16 protein-coding genes and 1 pseudogene are annotated in these 19,804 nt (G+C 71.1%); 15 read left to right on the forward strand and 2 right to left on the reverse strand.

The features are described 5' to 3' along the window. Positions 1 to 37: 37 nt before the first annotated feature. The 8 genes from ACZ7M3_RS03425 (at position 38) to ACZ7M3_RS03460 (ending at position 10,079) form a co-directional block, all read left to right on the forward strand. A complete protein-coding gene (locus ACZ7M3_RS03425; protein ID WP_352051263.1) occupies positions 38 to 439 on the forward strand; it encodes a nuclear transport factor 2 family protein in 402 nt (133 codons plus the stop codon). A gap of 157 nt (positions 440 to 596) precedes the next feature. Then, positions 597 to 977 carry a four-helix bundle copper-binding protein gene (locus ACZ7M3_RS03430; protein ID WP_472060328.1) on the forward strand — a complete coding sequence of 127 codons (381 nt, stop codon included), beginning with the start codon at positions 597 to 599 and terminating at the stop codon, positions 975 to 977. Between the two features lie 186 nt (positions 978 to 1,163). Beyond that, complete coding sequence (locus ACZ7M3_RS03435; protein ID WP_472060330.1) at positions 1,164 to 2,342, forward strand: acyl-CoA dehydrogenase family protein; 1,179 nt, start codon at positions 1,164 to 1,166, stop codon at positions 2,340 to 2,342. A gap of 9 nt (positions 2,343 to 2,351) precedes the next feature. Beyond that, entirely contained in the window at positions 2,352 to 3,209 is an 858-nt protein-coding gene (locus ACZ7M3_RS03440; protein WP_472060332.1) for an oxygenase MpaB family protein, read from the forward strand. 62 nt (positions 3,210 to 3,271) lie between these two features. Continuing rightward, positions 3,272 to 5,548, forward strand: a complete 2,277-nt coding sequence (locus ACZ7M3_RS03445) for a serine/threonine-protein kinase (RefSeq protein WP_472060333.1) — start codon at positions 3,272 to 3,274, stop codon at positions 5,546 to 5,548. Between the two features lie 185 nt (positions 5,549 to 5,733). Continuing rightward, positions 5,734 to 7,290, forward strand: coding sequence for a phytoene desaturase family protein (locus ACZ7M3_RS03450; protein ID WP_472060335.1), 1,557 nt, complete (start codon positions 5,734 to 5,736; stop codon positions 7,288 to 7,290). A gap of 129 nt (positions 7,291 to 7,419) precedes the next feature. Next, complete coding sequence (locus tag ACZ7M3_RS03455; RefSeq protein ID WP_121417224.1) at positions 7,420 to 8,532, forward strand: NAD(P)H-dependent flavin oxidoreductase; 1,113 nt, start codon at positions 7,420 to 7,422, stop codon at positions 8,530 to 8,532. After that, positions 8,529 to 10,079 (forward strand): acyl-CoA synthetase, encoded by a 1,551-nt coding sequence (locus ACZ7M3_RS03460; protein ID WP_472060337.1) that lies wholly within the window; start codon positions 8,529 to 8,531, stop codon positions 10,077 to 10,079. The genes ACZ7M3_RS03455 and ACZ7M3_RS03460 overlap by 4 nt, the downstream gene beginning before the upstream one ends. Positions 10,080 to 10,143: 64 nt before the next feature. On the opposite strand, the pseudogene ACZ7M3_RS03465 reads toward ACZ7M3_RS03460, so the two are convergent. Further along, positions 10,144 to 10,801, reverse strand: a pseudogene (locus ACZ7M3_RS03465) (penicillin acylase family protein); the annotation flags it as partial. A gap of 122 nt (positions 10,802 to 10,923) precedes the next feature. On the opposite strand from ACZ7M3_RS03465, the gene ACZ7M3_RS03470 reads away from it, so the two are divergent. Further along, positions 10,924 to 12,468: an acyl-CoA synthetase gene (locus ACZ7M3_RS03470; protein ID WP_472060339.1), complete on the forward strand. Its 1,545-nt coding sequence runs from the start codon at positions 10,924 to 10,926 to the stop codon at positions 12,466 to 12,468. A 148-nt stretch (positions 12,469 to 12,616) separates the two neighbouring features. Here the strand turns inward: ACZ7M3_RS03470 and ACZ7M3_RS03475 are convergent, their stop codons facing one another. Next, positions 12,617 to 14,236, reverse strand: coding sequence for an acyl-CoA synthetase (locus tag ACZ7M3_RS03475; RefSeq protein WP_472060341.1), 1,620 nt, complete (start codon positions 14,234 to 14,236; stop codon positions 12,617 to 12,619). A gap of 187 nt (positions 14,237 to 14,423) precedes the next feature. Between ACZ7M3_RS03475 and ACZ7M3_RS03480 the strand changes: the two genes are divergently transcribed. The 6 genes from ACZ7M3_RS03480 (at position 14,424) to ACZ7M3_RS03505 (ending at position 19,794) form a co-directional block, all read left to right on the forward strand. Next, positions 14,424 to 15,224, forward strand: a complete 801-nt coding sequence (locus ACZ7M3_RS03480; RefSeq protein WP_472060343.1) for a crotonase/enoyl-CoA hydratase family protein — start codon at positions 14,424 to 14,426, stop codon at positions 15,222 to 15,224. A gap of 212 nt (positions 15,225 to 15,436) precedes the next feature. Beyond that, complete coding sequence (locus tag ACZ7M3_RS03485; protein ID WP_355309500.1) at positions 15,437 to 16,378, forward strand: Zn-ribbon domain-containing OB-fold protein; 942 nt, start codon at positions 15,437 to 15,439, stop codon at positions 16,376 to 16,378. Beyond that, complete coding sequence (locus ACZ7M3_RS03490) at positions 16,379 to 17,434, forward strand: thiolase domain-containing protein (protein WP_472060345.1); 1,056 nt, start codon at positions 16,379 to 16,381, stop codon at positions 17,432 to 17,434. It abuts the gene before it with no gap. Next, a complete protein-coding gene (locus ACZ7M3_RS03495; protein ID WP_121417265.1) occupies positions 17,431 to 18,597 on the forward strand; it encodes a thiolase domain-containing protein in 1,167 nt (388 codons plus the stop codon). The genes ACZ7M3_RS03490 and ACZ7M3_RS03495 overlap by 4 nt, the downstream gene beginning before the upstream one ends. A gap of 83 nt (positions 18,598 to 18,680) precedes the next feature. Further along, positions 18,681 to 18,923 carry a DUF397 domain-containing protein gene (locus tag ACZ7M3_RS03500; RefSeq protein ID WP_472060347.1) on the forward strand — a complete coding sequence of 81 codons (243 nt, stop codon included), beginning with the start codon at positions 18,681 to 18,683 and terminating at the stop codon, positions 18,921 to 18,923. A 256-nt stretch (positions 18,924 to 19,179) separates the two neighbouring features. Next, positions 19,180 to 19,794 (forward strand): CGNR zinc finger domain-containing protein, encoded by a 615-nt coding sequence (locus ACZ7M3_RS03505; RefSeq protein ID WP_472060349.1) that lies wholly within the window; start codon positions 19,180 to 19,182, stop codon positions 19,792 to 19,794. Positions 19,795 to 19,804 lie beyond the last annotated feature (10 nt).

A 19,804-nucleotide genomic window follows, 5' to 3' on the forward strand; every position in this document is an offset into this window, starting at 1 on the left:
CCTAATCAATTAGTTGAGTGAGAGAGGCGGGGCTCGGATGCACCCCTTCCGGAAGGCCGTAGAGGCGGGCGACCTCACCGCGATCGAGGAGATGCTGGCCGACGACGTGGTGTTCACCAGCCCCGTCGCCTTCAAGCCGTACCCGGGGAAGGCCATCACCGCGGCCATCCTGCGCGGCGTCTCCCGTGTCTTCACCGACTTCCGCTACGTACGCGAGATCGCCGGTGCCGACGGTCGTGACCACGCGCTCGTCTTCACCGCGAAGGTGGGCGACAAGGAGCTCAACGGCTGCGACTTCCTGCACTTCGACGAGGACGGCAGGATCGACGACCTGATGGTGATGGTCCGCCCGCTCTCGGCGGCCCATGCGCTCTCCGAGGCGATGGGCGCCCAGTTCGAGCGGATCTCACGCGAGGCGGCGGAGGCGATGGACGGCTAGGAACCGTTCGTTCGCCGTCGGGCAGGCGAGGTTGTTCCTCGGGCGGGGCGGGGGTGGTTGCTGGTGCCGCTTGTGGTGGCCCCACCAGGCCCGGAGGGCGGCGCCGAGGCCCTGAGGTGCGGGGTTTGACGGGTCTTCCCGTGGCTACCCGCCCACGGTGACGACAATGACATCCCAGCAAGAACGCATTCGATTCCTTGAGGACCGCTTCGAGTGTGCGCAGGCCTGCGCCGAGGCCGCCCGTGCCTGTGCGCTGCGGGCGAGCGTGGTGGATCCGGACGGGCCGAGGGAGCAGGAACTCGTACGGCGCAAAGGCCTTCTCTGTGTGGAGGTGTGCGACGCGACCTGCCGTGTGCTGGCGGAGGAGGCCCGCCGGGACACGGCCGGCGTCCGCGTCCAGGTCGAGTGGTGCCGTACCGTCTGCCGCGAGTGCGCGGACGTCTTCGACGAGCACCCGGGTGGGCAGGACAGCGCCAAGTCCTGCCGGGAGTGCGCCCAGGCCTGCACGGACTTCCTCGCCACACTGAGCCGCGCCTGAATAGTGGACTTCCAGGTTCTCGCTGGAGGAGGCATTCGGCATCGTCGGAGTGCCCCTCGCCCGCACCCTCTGCGGGCCGCCGGGAGGGTCTCGGTCGGGGCGTCGGTGTCGTCGGCATTCACAATTTCTGAAACACGTTCTACGGTGTGCGCCGTCAGGTCCGGCCTTGGGGAGCCAGGAGGCGCCGTGCATCTCGAATACACGCCAGAACAGCAGCGGCTGCGGACCGAACTGCGCGGCTACTTCGCCGAGTTGGTGCCCGACCACGCCTACGCCCGATACGACGACCCGGCCGCCCAGAAACGGTTCTACCGCGAGACGATCCGGCGGCTCGGCAGGGACGGCTGGCTCGGGGTGGGCTGGCCCGAGGAGTACGGCGGGCGCGGGCTGACCCCGATGGAGCAGTTCATCTTCTTCGACGAGGCCGCCCAGGCAGGCGTACCGCTGCCCCTGATGGCGCTGAACACCGTCGGCCCGACGATCATGCGGTTCGGCACCGCGGAGCAGAAGGAGTACTTCCTTCCAAGGATCCTCTCCGGCGAGATCGACTTCGCGATCGGCTACAGCGAGCCCGACGCGGGCACGGACCTGGCCGCGCTCAGGACCAAGGCCGTGCGGGACGGCGACACCTACGTCGTCAACGGGCAGAAGATCTGGACCACGAACGGCGACACCGCCGACTGGGTCTGGCTCGCCGTCCGCACCGACCCGGACGCCCCACCCCACAAAGGCATCACCATGCTCCTCGTGCCGACCTCCGACCCCGGCTACTCCTGCACCCTCATCAACACCCTCGCCTCCCACGACACCACCGCCAGCTACTACGAGAACATCCGCGTCCCCGTCTCGCGCCGGGTCGGCGAGGAGAACAAGGGCTGGCGGCTGATCACCAATCAGCTCAACCACGAACGTGTCACCCTCGCCGCACACGGCACCATGGCGATCCGCGCCCTGCACGATGTCCAGCGCTGGGCCATGGACACCAAGCTCGCCGACGGCCGCCGCGTCGCCGACCTCCCCTGGGTGCGCCGCCGCCTCGCCCAGACCCACACCAGGCTTGACGCGATGAAACTCCTCAACTGGCAGATGGTGAACGCCGTCCAGGAGGGCACCCTCACCCCGCAGGACGCCTCCGCGGTCAAGGTGTACGGCTCCGAGGCCCGCCGGGACGCGTACGCCTGGCTCATGGAAGTCGTCGCGGCACCTGGAGTCCTCAAGGAGGGCTCGACGGGCGCCGTCCTGCACGGCGAGCTGGAACGCGGCTACCGCTCGGCGGTGATCTTCACCTTCGGCGGCGGGAACAACGAGATCCAGCGCGAAATCATCTCGTGGATCGGACTGGGGATGCCGCGGGTCCGGCGCTAGCCTGACGGAGTGGACGCGCTTCGCACGGGTGACCAGGGGTTGTTCGGTCCCTCCTCGGTGACCTGGCAGATGCACGGTGATCCCATGATGTGGGTCGCCGGGATCCGCGCGCTCTACCTCCAGGCCCTGCACCCCCGCGCCGTCCGGGGCGTCCTGCAGAATTCCGACTTCCGGCGCGACGCCTGGGGCCGGCTGATGCGCACCGCGAACTTCGTCGGCACGGCGACGTACGGCACCACCGAGGCCGCCGAGCGGGCCGGCTCCCGGGTCCGGAAGATCCACACCCTGCTCAAGGCCACCGACCCGGACACGGGGGAGCGGTACCGGATCGACGAGCCGGAGCTGCTGCTGTGGGTGCACTGCGCCGAGATCGACTCCTATCTGCACGTCCTGCGCCGCTCGGGGTTCCCGATGACGGACGCGCACGCCGACCGGTACATCGACGAACACCGGGTCAGCGCACGCCTGGTCGGCCTCGACCCCACCGACGTACCGGCGAATCGGGTGGAGCTGGCCGCCTACTTCGAGAAGGTGCTGCCGGAGCTCGCCGCCGGGCCCGAGGCACGGGACGTGGACGACTTCCTGTCGCGCCCCCCGACCCACCCGCTGCTCGTCCCGGCGCGCGCCCTGCTGTGGCGGCGCGTGGCGCGGCTGGCGTACGCCGCCCTGCCGCCGTACGCCCACGAGCTGTACGGCCGACCCGCACCGGCCCCCTCGACGGTGACCCGGCGCCTGCGTGTCACGGGCACCGTGCTGCGCTGCGTTCCCGCACGTCTTCGCTGGCAACTCCCGCCCAAACACATTCTGCGGGCCATGGCGCGACTGGGCCCCGGCTCCCGACCGGCGCCGTACAAAGTCGGCAGATAACTCGCCATACTGGACGGGCCAGGGGAGGGCGCGGCGAGCAGCGACGGGGGCGATCGCACGAGATGGCGGAGACCAGGCTGATCCAGAGCCGGTACCGACTGCTCGATCTGATCGGGCGGGGAGGCATGGGTGAGGTGTGGCGCGCCCGCGACGAGTCGCTGGGGCGGCAGGTGGCCGTGAAGTGCCTCAAACCGCTCGGCCCGCACCACGATCAGTCGTTCACCCGTGTGCTGCGGGAGAGATTCCGGCGCGAGGCCCGGGTGGCCGCCGCGCTGCAACACCGCGGGGTGACCGTGGTGCACGACTTCGGAGAGTCGGAGGGCGTGCTGTACCTGGTCATGGAGCTGCTGGAGGGCCGCAACCTCAGCCAGCTCCTGGAGGACAACAAGCAGCATCCGCTCCCCGTCGCCGATGTCGTCGACATCGCCGACCAGGTGTCCGGGGCCCTCGCCTACACCCACCAACAGGGCATCGTGCACCGCGACCTGAAGCCCGCCAACATCATGCGGCTGGCCGACGGCACGGTGAAGATCTGCGACTTCGGCATCGCGCGCCTCGGCCACGACATCGGCTTCACGGCCCGGCTGACCGGCACCGGCATCGCGATGGGCACCCCGCACTACATGTCGCCGGAGCAGATCAGCGGCGCCCAGGTCGACCAGCGCAGTGATCTCTACTCCTTCGGATGCGTGCTCTACGAAATCGCCACCGGGGCACCGCCGTTCGACCTGGACGACGCGTGGGCGATCCTCGTCGGCCACCGTGACACGCCTCCCGAGCCGCCGCGCCACCACCGCGCTGAGCTCCCCGAGTACTTCGAGCGGATCATCCTGGATCTGCTGGCCAAGGAGCCGGAGCGGCGCCCGCAGGACGCGCGCGAGCTCGGCCGGCGGATCGGCGCGGGGCGTACGACTCCGGTGTACGTGCCGACGGTCGTGTCCCCCGCCATCGGCCGTCCCGTCGACGAGCGGCGCATGTTGGAGCCGTCGACGAGGGCTCCCGCGCCCTCTTCCTCGCGTGAACCCCGGCTGCCCTCGTGGACCCGGGGCATGACCACCGGCCACAAGGCGACCGGTGCCGGACTGGGCGACGCCCCGCCGGACGCGGCGGCGGGCCTGACCGGCGCATGGACGGCGCGCCCGGCCACGCCCGCACCGGAGGTGCCGGAGCGCGTCGAACGCCCCACTCCCGCACCGGAGTTGCTCACCACCCTCACGGGCCGGCACAACGCCGGACTGAGCCTCGGGCGGCTCGGCCGGTGGACCGAGGCCGGCGAGGTGCACCGCGCGGTCGCCGCCGAACGCGAGCACGTCCTCGGCCCCGACCACCCCGACACCCTCGCCAGCCGCTACGAGGTCGGCTTCACCCTCAGCCGCACCGGACGCGCCGCCGAGGCGCTGCACGAGTACGCGCGGGTCGCCCGGGGCAGGGAGCGGACGCTCGGCCCCGACCATCCCGACACCCTGGCAGCACGCCAGGAAATGGCGTACGTGCTGGGCCGGTTGGGCCGTCACTTCGAGGCGCACCAGGCGTACATCGAGGTGCTCGCCGCCCGGGAGCGTGCCATGGGCCCCGACCATCCCGACACCCTGCGCTGCCGCCACAACCTGGCCTTCAACCTGAGCAGGCTGGGCCGCCTGGAGGACTCGTACCGGATGGCGAGCGAGGTCGCCGCCGCGCGGAGCCGGGTGCTCGGCGCGAACCACCCCGACACGCTCGTGTCACGGTATGAAGTCGCCTACACACTGGGCCAGTTGGGCCACTGGCCCGAGGCGTTGGGGACCTACCGGGAAGTGGCCGAGGCACGGGCCGAGGCCCTCGGCCCCGACCACCCGGACACCCTCTCCGCCCGCTACGAGGTCGGCATCAGCCTCGGCCGGCTCGGCCGCAGCGCGCAGGCCCTGGAGCTGTACCGGGACCTGATCGACGACCGCACCCGGGTGCACGGCCCCGCCCACCCCGAGACCCTCCGCGCCCGGCACGGCCTCGGCGTCAACCTGGGCCGGATGGGGCGCTGGGAGGAGGCGCTCGCCGAGTCCCGTGACGTGTGGGCCATCCGCGAGCGCGTGCTCGGCCCCGACCACCCGGACACCCTCGTCAGCCGCCGCGAGGTCGCGGTCGGCCTCGGCTGGCTGGGCCGCTGGTCCGACGCCCTCACCGAGTACCGGGGCGTCGCCACCGCCCGCGAACGCGTCCTCGGCGCCGACCACCCCGACGCCCTGGCCAGCCGCAACGACGAGGCACACTGCCTGGAGCAACTGGGCCGGGGCCAGGAGGCGGTGGAGCTGTACCGCAGAGTGGCAGCGTTGCGCCAGCAGCGGGCGGCACGGGGAGGCTGAGGGGCTCTCGTGCGGGGGGTTGTGCTCGCCCTGTTCGAGGGACGGCAGCGGCCATACGGCGGTGTCGTGGTCGGCGGTGGCGAAGGCCACGCGGGGGCGGGTGCCCGCGCTCGTGCCCCGTCCGGATGCCCGCCGGGTGCCGCGTACCTCTGGCCGTTCTAGATCATCGCGTGCTACGAAGAACCATGCCTGCACACGAGGGATACGACGTCGTGATCGTCGGCGGGGGCCACAACGGACTCGTCGCCGCCGCCTACCTGGCCCGGGCCGGCCGGTCCGTGCTGGTGCTCGAGCGCCTGGGGAGCACCGGCGGCGCCGCCGTGTCCACCCGGCCGTTCGCCGGGGTCGACGCCCGGCTGTCGCGTTACTCCTACCTGGTCAGCCTGCTGCCCCGGAAGATCGTGCGGGATCTGAGCCTCGACTTCCGCGTGCGTGGCCGCACCGTGTCCTCGTACACGCCCGTCGAACGCGACGGACGGCCCACCGGCCTGCTCGTCGGCGGTGGCGAGCGCCGCACCCGCGAGGCCTTCGCGCGTCTGACCGGCTCGGACCGTGAGTACGAGGCCTGGCAGCGCTTCTACGGCATGACCGGCCAGGTCGCCCAGCAGGTCTTCCCGACGCTCACCGAACCGCTCCCCACCCGCGAGGAACTCCGCGCCCGCATCGGCGACGAGGAGGCCTGGCGGGTCCTCTTCGAGGAGCCGGTCGGTGTCGCCGTGGAGGAGAACTTCGCCGACGACCTCGTACGCGGTGTCGTCCTCACCGACGCGCTCATCGGGACCTTCGCGGACGCCCACGACCCGTCCCTGCGCCAGAACCGCTGCTTCCTGTACCACGTGATCGGCGGCGGCACCGGCGCCTGGGACGTGCCGGTCGGCGGCATGGGCGCCCTCACCGACGCGATCGCCGCGGCGGCGCGCGCCGCGGGCGCCGTGATCGCCACCGGCCACGAGGCGATGCGCATCGAGACCGACGGGCGGGCCGCCGAGGTCACCTACCGCACCGCGGACGGCGAGGGCGTCGCCGCGGCCCGGCACGTCCTCGTGAACGCCGCGCCTCAGGAACTCGCGCACCTCACCGGCGACGAACCGCCCACCCCCGCCGAAGGCGCCCAGCTGAAGGTCAACATGCTGCTCAAGCGACTGCCGAGGCTGCGCGACACCTCGGTCGACCCGCGCGAGGCGTTCTCCGGCACCTTCCACATCGCCGAGGGCTACGAGCAGTTGGCGACCGCCCACGCGCAGGCCGCGTCCGGAGAGCTGCCCACCGCGCCGCCCTCCGAGATCTACTGCCACTCCCTCACCGACCCGAGCATCCTCGGCCAGGATCTGGTCGAGCAGGGCTATCAGACCCTCACCCTCTTCGGCCTCCACACACCCGCCCGGCTGTTCGAGCGGGACAACGACGCCGTACGGACGGAGCTGCTGAAGTCGACGCTGGCGCAGCTGGAGGCGCACCTCGCCGAACCGCTCGCGGACTGCCTGGCCACCGACGCGGACGGCCGCCCCTGCATCGAGGCGAAGACCCCGCTCGACCTGGAGCGCGACCTGCGGCTGCCAGGCGGCAACATCTTCCACCGCGACCTCGCCTTCCCGTACGCCCAGGAGGGCACGGGCCGCTGGGGCGTCGAGACCCGGCACGCGAACGTCCTGCTGTGCGGGGCGGGCGCGGTGCGCGGCGGCGGCGTGAGCGGGGTGCCCGGGCACAACGCGGCCATGGCCGTACTGGAGGACAGGTCCTAGCTCCGTCGGTCGGTCGTGTGCCGTCGGCGCGGCGCGAGGCCCGGAACTCCGCCGAGGGACTGGCCAGAAATCTGACGGAGCATCAGAAAAGGCCTTCCCTCGTCCGGAGGACTGCGGCATTCTGCGGCCATGCAGACGGAGCTGAGCAAGAAACTGGGAGTCGAGCACGCCATTTTCGGCTTCACGCCGTTTCCCGCCGTCGCCGCGGCCATCAGTCGCGCGGGCGGATTCGGTGTGCTCGGCGCGGTCCGCTACACCGCACCCGACGACCTCAAACGCGACCTCGACTGGATCGAGGCGAACGTCGACGGCAAACCGTACGGCCTGGACGTCGTCATGCCCGCGAAGAAGGTCGAGGGGGTGACGGAGGCCGACGTCGAGGCGATGATCCCGGAGGGACACCGGCAGTACGTCAAGGACACCCTCGCCAAGTACGGCGTGCCCGAACTCGCCGAGGGCGAGGCGTCCGGCTGGCGCATCACCGGCTGGATGGAACAGGTCGCCCGCACCCAGCTCGACGTCGCCTTCGACTACCCGATCAAACTGCTCGCCAACGCGCTGGGCTCACCACCCGCCGACGTCGTCGAACGCGCCCACGAGCGCGGAGTGCTCGTCGCGGCCCTCGCGGGCAGCGCCCGGCACGCGCGCAAACACGCCGAGGCGGGCATCGACGTCGTCGTCGCACAGGGCTACGAGGCGGGCGGCCACACCGGCGAGATCGCCTCGATGGTGCTCACCCCCGAAGTCGTCGACGCCGTCGACCCGCTGCCCGTACTGGCGGCGGGCGGCATCGGCAGCGGACAGCAGGTGGCCGCCGCCCTCAGCCTCGGCGCCCAGGGGGTGTGGCTCGGCTCCCTGTGGCTGACCGTCACGGAAGCGGACATGCACGCGCCCGCCGTGACCCGCAAGCTGCTCGCCGCCGGGTCCGGCGACACCGTCCGCTCGCGCGCGCTGACCGGCAAGCCCGCGCGCCAACTGCGCACCGAGTGGACCGACGCCTGGGACGACCCGAACGGCCCCGGCACGCTTCCCATGCCGCTCCAGGGGCTGCTGGTGGCCGAGGCGGTCTCCCGGATCCAGAAGTACGAGGTGGAACCGCTGCTCGGGACACCGGTCGGGCAGATCGTCGGCCGGATGAACAGCGAGCGCAGTGTCCAGGCCGTCTTCGACGACCTGACGAGCGGCTTCGAGCGAGCCGTCGAGCGCGTCAACCGGATCGCGGGAAGGGGCGAACAGTCATGAGCACCTCACCCAACGGCTTCTGGGCCCAGGCCACCGCCGACCCCGGACGGACGGTCCTCATCACCCCGGACGGGGACGAGTGGACCGCGGGCCGACTGCACGCCGCGGCCAATCGACTCGTCCACGGGCTGCGCGCCGCGGGACTCGAACGCGGCGACGCCTTCGCGGTCGTCCTGCCCAACGGCGTCGAGTTCTTCGTCGCCTACCTCGCCGCCTCCCAGGCCGGCCTCTACCTGGTGCCGGTCAACCACCACCTCGTCGGCCCCGAGATCGCCTGGATCGTCTCCGACTCGGGCGCCAAGGTGCTGATCGCCCACGAACGGTTCGCCGACGCCGCCCGTCACGCCGCCGACGAGGCGAAGCTTCCCACCGCGCAGCGGTACGCGGTGGGCACGGTGGCGGGCTTTAGGCCGTACGCCGAACTCCTCGACGCGCAGCCCGACTCGGCACCCGCCGACCGCACCCTCGGCTGGGTCATGAACTACACCTCGGGCACCACGGGCCGCCCCCGCGGCATCAGGCGTCCGCTGCCCGGCAAGCTCCCCGAGGAGTCGTACCTCGGCGGCTTCCTCGGCATCTTCGGCATCAAGCCGTACGACGACAACGTGCACCTGGTCTGCTCACCGCTCTACCACACCGCCGTACTCCAGTTCGCGGGCGCCTCGCTGCACATCGGGCACCGCCTGGTGCTGATGGACAAGTGGACGCCCGAGGAGATGCTCCGCGCCATCGACGCCCACGCCTGCACCCACACCCACATGGTCCCGACCCAGTTCCACCGGCTGCTGGCACTCCCCGACGAGGTGAAGGCGCGCTACGACGTCTCCTCGATGCGACACGCCATCCACGGCGCAGCCCCGTGCCCGGACCATGTGAAACGGGCCATGATCGAGTGGTGGGGCCACAGCGTCGAGGAGTACTACGCGGCCAGTGAGGGCGGCGGCGCCTTCGCGACCACCGAGGACTGGCTGAAGAAGCCCGGCACGGTCGGCAAGGCCTGGCCCATCAGCGAACTCGCGGTCTTCGACGACGACGGCAACCGGCTGCCGCCCGGTGAACTCGGCACCGTCTACATGAAGATGAGCACCGGCGGATTCTCGTACCACAAGGACGAGAGCAAGACGAAGAAGAACCGCATCGGCGACTTCTTCACCGTCGGTGACCTGGGCTGTCTCGACGAGGACGGCTATCTCTTCCTCCGTGACCGCAAGATCGACATGATCATCTCGGGTGGGGTCAACATCTACCCGGCCGAGATCGAGGCCGCGCTGCTCTCCCATCCCGCCGTCGCCGACGCGGCCGCCTTCGGCATCCCGCACGACGACTGGGGCGAGGAGGTCAAGGTCGTCGTCGAGCCCGCCCCGGGCCACGAGCCCGGCCCGGCCCTCGCCGCCGACATCCTCGCCCACTGCGAGCGCCTGCTCGCCGGGTACAAGCGTCCCAAGAGTGTCGACTTCATCGAGTCGATGCCGCGCGACCCGAACGGGAAGCTGTACAAGCGGCGCCTGCGGGATCCCTACTGGGAGGGCCGTACGCGAGCGGTGTGACAGCGGAGCGGGCTGTGACCGGGGTGGTCCCCGCCGTTCGCGGGCAGGGACCACCCCGCTGCCGTCAGCGGTGCTCGCCCACGCGGATCACCCGCAGCCCGGGCGAGGACAGGATGTCCTTCTCACAGAACCGGGAGGTCACCCACTTCCCCTCGGAGAACAGCCGCGTCTGGTCGCTGAAGTGCGGCGAGTTCGGGTTCGACGACTGGGAGTAGGCCAGCAGCGTACGGGCGACCGGGCAACGGCCGCCGTCCCACCCGACGGCCTGGATGTACGAGGACCCCGTGGTGACCTCGGTGTAGCCGCCGGCCGCCGCGTCCCACACCGGCTCGACCTTGTTCCACACGCCGAGCGACTCCGTGCCGCCCGGCACGGGGATGCGCCGATCGCCCCGGACGACGACCTGGTGCGCGCCGAGCGTCGCGTCCAGCGCGATGCCCGCCGCCCGCAGCTCGCTCACCGCGTCGGCGAGGGCCGTGGCCACGCCGGGCGCTTCGGTGTTGAGCGTGTTCGGGCTGTGCACGGGGTCCGCCGCCGAGAACGGGACCTTCCAGAGCTGCGCGGGCGCGACCGCGACCATCAGTCGCCGCCAGAACCGGTCGAAGAGCAGTGCGCCCCGGCTGCCGGTTTCCAAGGAGTGGTCCCACGCCTAGCACACCGGCACGCCTCCTCACGGCAACGGCCTTTTCGGCGCCGCCTGTTGCCGTCCTGCCAGGCAGCGAACCGGTACCCGTACGTTCCGCAGCGGGGTTGATCCTCTTCGCGCCAAGGGCGCGGGACGCTTGACCCCGCTCGCGGGCCGGAACGAGGATCACGGCACAGCAACCGGACGAAGGAGCAGGTCATGACGGCGGGTCAGAACCCCACGGTGGCGGCGGGCCGGAGCGCCACGGTCGACGGGGTGCTGCGGCGCAGCGCCCGGCGGACCCCCGAACGCGTCGCGATCCACTACCGCGACCGGTCCTGGACCTACGGCGAACTCGACGAGGCCGTCTCCCGCGCGGCCCAGGTGCTGCGCTCCTCGGGACTGGCGCCGGGCGACCGTGTCGGTGCCTACGGCCACAACTCGGACGCGTACCTGATCGGCTTCCTCGCGTGTGCGCGCGGCGGCCTTGTGCACGTGCCGGTCAACCAGAACCTGACCGGTGATGACCTCGCGTACATCGTCGGACAGGCCGGCTGCGGACTGGTCATGGCCGACCCGGACCTGGCCGGGAACCTCCCCGAGGGAACCCGCTCTCTCGCTCTGCGCGACAGTGACGATTCGCTGCTCGCGCGACTCGACACGACCGCGCCGTACGACGGACCGGAGCCCCGCGGCGAGGACCTGACGCAACTCCTCTACACCTCGGGCACCACCGCGCTGCCCAAGGGCGCCATGCTGACCCACCGTGCGCTGGTGCACGAGTACCTCAGCGCGATCACCGCCCTCGATCTGCAGGCCGGCGATCTGCCCGTGCACTCGCTGCCGCTCTACCACTCGGCGCAGATGCATGTGTTCCTGCTGCCCTATCTCGCGGTCGGCGCCGTGAACGTCATCCTCGACGCGCCCGACGCCGGGCAGATCCTCGACCTGGTCGAGGCCGGCCACGCGGACAGCCTGTTCGCGCCGCCCACCGTCTGGATCGGACTGTCCAACCGCCCCGACTTCGCCACCCGTGACCTGAGCGGACTGCGCAAGGCGTACTACGGGGCGTCGATCATGCCGGTGCCGGTTCTGGAACGGCTGCGGGAGCGGCTGCCGAAGCTGGCGTTCTACAACTGCTTCGGCCAGAGCGAGATCGGACCGCTGGCCATGGTCCTGGCACCCCACGAGCACAAGGGGCGGATGGACTCGTGCGGCCGGCCGGTGCTGTTCGTCGAGGCGCGGGTCGTCGACGAGTCCGGCAACGACGTGCCCGACGGGCAGCGGGGCGAAATCGTCTACCGCTCACCGCAGTTGTGCGAGGGCTACTGGGACAAGCCGGAGGAGAGCGCGGAGGCCTTCCGCGACGGCTGGTTCCACTCGGGGGACCTCGCCGTGCGCGACGAGGAGGGCTACTTCACCGTCGTCGACCGGGTGAAGGACGTCATCAACTCCGGTGGCGTGCTGGTCGCCTCGCGCCAGGTCGAGGACGCGCTCTACACCCACGACGCCGTCGCCGAGGTGGCCGTGATCGGGCTCCCCGACGAGCGGTGGATCGAGGCGGTCACGGCGGTCGTCGTCGCCCGTACCGAGGTCACCGAGGCCGAACTCCTAGCCCACGCACGCGAGAAGCTGGCCGCCTTCAAGGCGCCCAAGCAGGTCATCTTCGTGGGTGAACTGCCACGCAACGCCAGCGGAAAGATCCTCAAACGCGAGCTGAGGGACCGCTTCGCGGACGCACGGTCCGAAACCGCCCAGGGCTAGGGCGCCGCCCTGACGGAGACGGCCGACGACCGTCGGGTTCGGCCGCCACCGGTCGCCCGGGACGGGCTCGGCGCGGTCGCTCTCCTCAATCTGGGCGCACGTCGATCCCGGGCCACCTGGTGCCGGGGCCGCGGTTGCGCCGTATGCGTCAGCGGGTCGCCTCCGTCGCCACCGAGCGCGCCCACCGGTAGTCCGCCTTGCCGCTGGGCGAGCGCTGGATGGTGTCGGTGATGACGAGCTGGCGGGGAATCTTGTAGCCGGCCAGGTGGCTTCGGCAGTGGGTCTGGATGTCCTCCAGCGAGGGCCTGCCCGCGCCCTCGCGGAGCTGGACGACCGCCGCCACGTGGTTGCCCCACTTCTCGTCCGGCACCCCGGCCACCAGCGCGTCGTACACGTCCGGATGGGACTTCAGGGCCTGCTCGACCTCCTCCGGATAGACCTTCTCGCCACCGGTGTTGATGCACTGGGAGCCGCGGCCGAGGACGGTGACGATGCCCTCCTCGTCGACCGTCGCCATGTCGCCGAGCAGCACCCACCGCTCGCCGTCCTTCTGGAAGAAGGTCTCGGCGGTCTTCTTCGGGTCGTTGTAGTAGCCGAGGGGCACATGGCCGCGCTGTGCGACCCGGCCGGGCTCACCGACGGCGACCGGCTTGTACGTGGCCGGATCCACCACCTGCGTACGGGAGTTGACCCGTAGCCGGAAACCCTGTCCGGCCCCCGAGTCCGCGGTCGCGGTGCCGTTGAAGCCGGACTCCGAGGAGCCGTAGTTGTTGAGCAGCATCACGTTCGGGACCAGTGACTGGAACTGCTCACGCACCGTCTCCGACATGATCGCGCCGGACGAGGACACGCTGAACATCGAGGAGCAGTCCGTGCCCTTCATCGGCCCCCGCAGCGCGTCGATCAGCGGACGCAGCATCGCGTCCCCGACCAGCGACATGCTGGTGACCTTCTCCTTCGCCACCGTCCGCAGGACCTCTTCGGGCACGAACTTGCGGTGGATCACGACCCGTTGGCCGAAGTTGAACCCGATGAACGCCGTCAGTGTCGAGGTGCCGTGCATCAGCGGGGGAGTGGGGAAGAAGGTGATGCCCTCGCCGCCGGCCGCCACCCGCTCGGCGAGCTCCTCCGGTTTCCTGACCGGCTCGCCCGTCGGGGCCCCGCCGCCCAGCCCGGAGAAGAACAGGTCCTCCTGGCGCCACATCACCCCCTTGGGCATGCCGGTGGTGCCGCCGGTGTAGATGATGAACTGGTCGTCCGCCGAGCGCGGCGGGAAACCCCGTTCGGGGGATCCGGCGGCCTCGGCCTCGGCGAAGTCCAGGGCGGGCAAGGAGGCTCCGTCGGTCGCCGCGCTCCCCACCCGCAGGAGATGCCGCAGCGCCGTGGCCCGCGGCAGTGCCGCCGCCACCCGGTCGGTGAACTCCGTGTCGAAGACCAGCGCCACCAGATCCGCGTCCCGGTAGAGGTAGACCAACTCCTCTTCCACGTAGCGGTAGTTGACGTTGACCGGCACGATCCGTGCCTTCAGGCAGCCCAGCACGGTCTGCAGGTACTCGACGCCGTTGTAGAGGTGGAGTCCGAGGTGCTCGCCGGGGCGGATGCCGCTGTCGATCAGGTGATGGGCGACGCGATTCGCCGCCGCGTCGAGTTGCGCGTACGTCAGACGGCGTTCCGCGCCCGTGCCCGGATGGTCGATGTACACGAGCGCCTCGCGGCCCGGAACCACGTCGACGACCGACTCGAACAGGTCGGCAAGGTTGTACTCCACCGCTCCTCCTGACGTCGCGCGTCCGGTCCCGTCCCTCGGCTCGACGGCCATCAGAGCAAAGGCCGCCACAACTGGGAAGGGCCCGCGCAGAAGAAATCTGACTGTCTGTCAGAAAACTCTTGTACTGGTCCCGCGCCTACTGCAACCTGTTCTCGTTCCAGAGAGCCTGTCTGACGGGAGGACGGCAATGGGTGGTACGGAACACCTCACCGTGCAGCGCGAAGGCGCCACACTGGTGCTCACGCTCAACAGGCCCGAGGCGAAGAACGCGCTCTCGCTGCCGATGCTCGTCGGTCTGTACGACGGCTGGATCGAGGCCGACGAGGACGACGCGATCCGCTCGATCGTGCTCACCGGCGCGGGGGACGCCTTCTGCGCCGGCATGGACCTCAAGGCGCTGGCGGGGCGGGGCATGGAGGGCCAGCAGTACCGGGACCGGCTGAAGGCCGACCCCGATCTGCACTGGAAGGCGATGCTGCGCCATCACCGCCCCCGCAAGCCGGTGATCGCCGCCGTCGAGGGGCACTGCGTCGCGGGCGGTACCGAGATCCTCCAGGGCACCGACATCCGGGTCGCGGGAGAGTCGGCGACCTTCGGGCTCTTCGAGGTCAAGCGCGGGCTGTTCCCGATCGGCGGCTCCACGGTCCGCCTGCAACGCCAGATCCCCCGCACGCACGCCCTGGAGATGCTCCTCACGGGGCGTCCGTACTCGGCCCGCGAGGCCGCCGGGATCGGCCTGGTCGGACACGTCGTGCCCGACGGGACGGCGCGGCACAAGGCCCTCGAGATCGCCGAACTGATCAACGGCTGCGGTCCGCTGGCCGTCGAGGCGGTGAAGGCGTCCGTGTACGAGACCGCCGAGATGACGGAGACGGAGGGCCTCGCGGCCGAGCTGACCCGCGGCTGGCCGATCTTCGACACCGCCGACGCGAAGGAAGGCTCCCGAGCCTTCACCGAGAAACGCCCACCCGTCTATCGGCGCGCGTGACGTCCGGGGTCGTGACGGTGCGCGGGGCCGGGGCGGGCATGACAGAGGTCTTCTGCGGCCGGAAGGGAGAGACCCGAGGGCCTGGGTTCTGCCCTCGGGGGCGTGCTCGATCCTCTCCTTCCCCCGACGGAGCCACCGCGTGCTCGATCCTCCCCCTCCCCCCGACGGAGTCGTGACGCGCACGATCCCCCTCCCCTAAGGAGACAACCGGGATGCCCGAAGTCCTCAAAGCCCCCCTCGTCGTCGAGTTCCCCTTCACCCGATCGCTCGGCCCCGTCCAGAGCGCGTTTCTCACCGGGCTGCGTGAGCGTGTCGTCCTGGGTGTGAAGACCGCCGACGGCCGGACGCTCGTCCCGCCCGTCGAGTACGACCCCGTCACCGCGGAGGACCTGGGCGAGCTCGTCGAGGTCGCCCCCACCGGCACCGTCACCACCTGGGCCTGGAACCACGAACCCCGTCGGGGCCAACCCCTCGACACCCCCTTCGCCTGGGTCCTGGTCCGGCTCGACGGCGCGGACACCGCCCTCCTGCACGCCCTGGACGCGCCGGGCCCCGAGGCCGTACGCACCGGTATGCGCGTGCGTGTCCGCTGGGCGGCGCAGCGCACCGGCGCCATCACCGACATCGCCTGCTTCGAGCCGTACGACGGAGACCGCCCGCGGATCGCCGGCCACGACGGGCGGTTCGAGGACATGGTCACCGGCATCGTCGCTCCCGCACGCCTCGACTACGTCTACTCGCCCGGCCGCGCCCAGTCCGCCTACATCAACAGCCTCTCCTCGCGGCGCACCGTGGGCGAGCGCTGCCCGTCCTGTCGCAAGGTGTACGTCCCGCCGAGGGGCGCGTGCCCCACCTGCGGTGTCGTCACGTCGGAGCAGGTGGAGGTGGGCCCGCGCGGCACCGTGACCACGTACTGCATCGTCAACATCAAGGCCAGGAATCTCGACATCGAAGTGCCGTACGTCTACGCGCACATCGCGCTCGACGGCGCCGACCTCGCGCTGCACGGCCGGATCGGCGGCATCCCCTACGACCAGGTGCGCATGGGGCTGCGGGTGGAGCCGGTGTGGACGGAGGGCGGCCGCCATCCCGACCACTACCGGCCCACCGGCGAACCGGACGCCGAGTACGACACGTACAAGGAGCTGTTGTAGATGCGGCCCATCAGGGACATCGCCGTCGTCGCCTTCGCGCAGAGCGACCATCTGCGCACCACCGACGAGCTCTCCGAGGTGGAGATGCTCATCCCGGTCCTGCACGCCGTCCTCGACCAGACGGGGCTGAAGACCAGCGACATCGGTTTCACCTGCTCCGGTTCGAGCGACTACCTCGCGGGCCGCGCCTTCTCCTTCACCATGGCCCTCGACGGGGTGGGCGCCTGGCCGCCGATCTCCGAGTCGCACGTGGAGATGGACGGGGCCTGGGCGCTGTACGAGGCGTGGACGAAACTGCTCACCGGGGACGCCGACACCGCGCTGGTGTACGGGTACGGGAAGTCGTCACCCGGATCCGTACGGGACGTCCTGACCCGGCAGCTCGACCCGTACTACGTCGCGCCCCTGTGGCCCGACTCCGTCGCCCTCGCGGCCCTCCAGGCGCAGGCGCTGATCGACGCCGGCGAGACCGACGAGGCCGCGCTGGCGGGGGTGGCGTCCCGCAGCCGCGCTTCGGCCGCCACCAACTCCCATGCACAGGTGAGGGGTACGGTGCCCCAGGGTGAGTACCTCGTACGGCCCCTGCGCGTCGGCGACTGTCCGCCCGTCGGCGACGGTGCCGCCGCCGTGATCCTCGCGGCGGGGGAGCGGGCCCGCGAGCTGTGCGAGCGGCCCGCCTGGATCCGGGGCATCGACCACCGCATCGAGGCGCACGGCCTCGGCGTGCGCGACCTGACGGACTCACCGTCGACCCGCCTCGCCGCCGAGCGGGCCGGAGCCTTCGAACGGCCCGTCGACACCGCCGAGTTGCACGCGCCGTTCACCTCCCAGGAGGTGGTCCTGCGCAAGGCGCTGCGGCTCGGCGAGGAGGTGCGCGTCAACCCGTCGGGCGGCGCTCTGGCCGCCAACCCGATCATGGCCGCCGGGCTCGTCCGCATCGGTGAGGCCGCCGCCCGCGTCCACCGGGGCGAGTCCGACCGGGCGCTCGCGCACGCCACCTCCGGGCCCTGCCTCCAACAGAACCTGGTCGCCGTACTCGAAGGGGATCCGCGATGAGCAAGGAGCCCGTGGCCGTCGTAGGCATCGGCCAGACCAAGCACGTCGCGGCCCGACGGGACGTGTCCCTCGCGGGACTCGTCCGTGAGGCCGCCGGGCGGGCGCTCGCCGACGCCGAGTTGACGTGGGCCGACATCGATGCCGTGGTCATCGGCAAGGCGCCCGACTTCTTCGAGGGCGTCATGATGCCGGAGCTGTACCTCGCCGACGCGCTCGGCGCGGTCGGCAAGCCCATGCTGCGGGTGCACACGGCGGGTTCCGTCGGCGGATCCACGGCCCTGGTCGCCACGAACCTGATCGCGGGCCGCGTCCACGGCACCGTCCTGACCCTGGCCTACGAGAAGCAGTCCGAGTCGAACGCCATGTGGGGCCTCTCGCTGCCGATCCCCTTCCAGCAGCCGCTGCTGGCCGGGGCGGGCGGCTTCTTCGCACCGCACGTACGGGCGTACATGCGGCGCACCGGCGCGCCCGACACCGTCGGCTCGCTGGTCGCGTACAAGGACCGGCGCAACGCGCTGAAGAACCCGTACGCCCATCTCCACGAGCACGACATCACGCTGGAGAAGGTGCAGGCCTCACCCATGCTGTGGGACCCGATCCGCTACTCGGAGACCTGCCCGTCCTCGGACGGCGCCTGCGCGATGATCCTCACCGACCGGGCGGGGGCGGCCCGCTCGCCGAGGCCGCCCGCGTGGCTGCACGGCGGCGCGATGCGCAGCGAGCCGACCCTGTTCGCGGGCAAGGACTGTGTGTCGCCGCAGGCGGGCAAGGACTGCGCGGCCGACGTGTACCGGCAGGCGGGCATCGCGGACCCGCGCCGTGACATCGACGCCGTGGAGATGTACGTGCCCTTCTCCTGGTACGAGCCCATGTGGCTGGAGAACCTCGGTTTCGCCGAGGAGGGCGAGGGCTGGAAGCTCACCGAATCCGGTGTGACCGAGCTTGACGGGGACCTGCCCGTCAACATGTCGGGCGGTGTCCTCTCCACCAATCCGATCGGCGCCTCCGGCATGATCCGCTTCGCCGAAGCGGCACTTCAGGTGCGCGGTCAGGCGGGAGAACACCAGGTGGAAGGGGCTCGCAGGGTTCTGGGACACGCCTATGGAGGGGGATCTCAGTTCTTCTCGATGTGGCTGGTCGGGGCCGAGCCGCCCTCCTCCTGAAAGCGTCCCCCTCACGTGGCCTGTCCGCCGCCGGAACCGATCGCTAGGCTGGCGGCGGACGACGAACCGGGAGGAGCACGGACGTGGCCGAGAGCACCATCGAGCAGCACCCGCTGGCGGGATGGGACAAGCCTGAGCTGGACCTCAGCAACGCCGAATGGCAGTCCAGCAGCCGAGGGCGGGGAGACGTCCAGATCGCTTTTGTCGAGGGCTTCATCGCGATGCGCAACAGTGGCAGCCCCGCGAGCCCTTCCTTGATCTTCACACCGGCCGAGTGGGGCGCGTTCGTGTCGGGCGCCCGCGAGGGAGAGTTCGACCTGACCTGAGCCGACCTGACCCGACCTGACGTCGAGACCATGAGCCGACGCCCCGTACGAGGAGGCGATACGCGACGTGGGTCCCGTCCCGGGGCCGGTGCCCGAGCCGGGGTCCGGTCCCAGGACGAGGCTTCCTCTTCGGGGCGGGCGATCCGTGCACGGCACGGCGGCCCCGAGCGACCGAACGGCGTGGCGGCCCGGAGCGACCGAACGGCACGGCGGCCCCGAGCGGCTAATGGGTGCACGTGTACCTATCATTACCGTCATGGCGGACTCGATCGACGCGGACACCCGGATCGCCCTGGACCTCGCCCTCACCATCCGGCACGACGGACAGGGCGGAGTGGCCGACGACCTCGCGGAACCCGGCGGACTCACCACCTGGGTGCGCGGGCACGCCGAGTTGCTGCCCGGAGCCGACGCCTTCATCGCCGACGCCGCCACGCTCGCCGCCGTACGCGACCTGCGTGCCGCGGTCCGCGCCCTGTTCGCCCGCGCCGTGCGCCCCGGCGACCCCAGCCCGGCCGACGCGGCCCGGCTGCTTCCCGTACCGCAGGCCGTGCTGCGGCTGAACACCGCCGCCGCCCTCGCTCCGACCGTCCCCGTCCTCACCTGGGACGACGACGCCGAACCCGTCGTACGCCGGCAAGCCGTGGGCGCCGCCGCTCCCCTCCCGGCACTGCTCGCCCGCGCCGCCCTCGCCTTCCTCGCGAGCCCGGACCGGTCGCGGCTGCACGCCTGCCACGCGCCGCGCTGCGTGCGCTACTTCATCAAGGAACACCCGCGACAGGAGTGGTGCAAACCCTCGTGCGGGAACCGTGCACGTGTCGCCCGCCATCACGAACGGCACAGGAAATCCGCGCAGGCCGTGGGGGATTGACCGAAGAATC

Source organism: Streptomyces sp. NPDC111656, assembly GCF_055656965.1.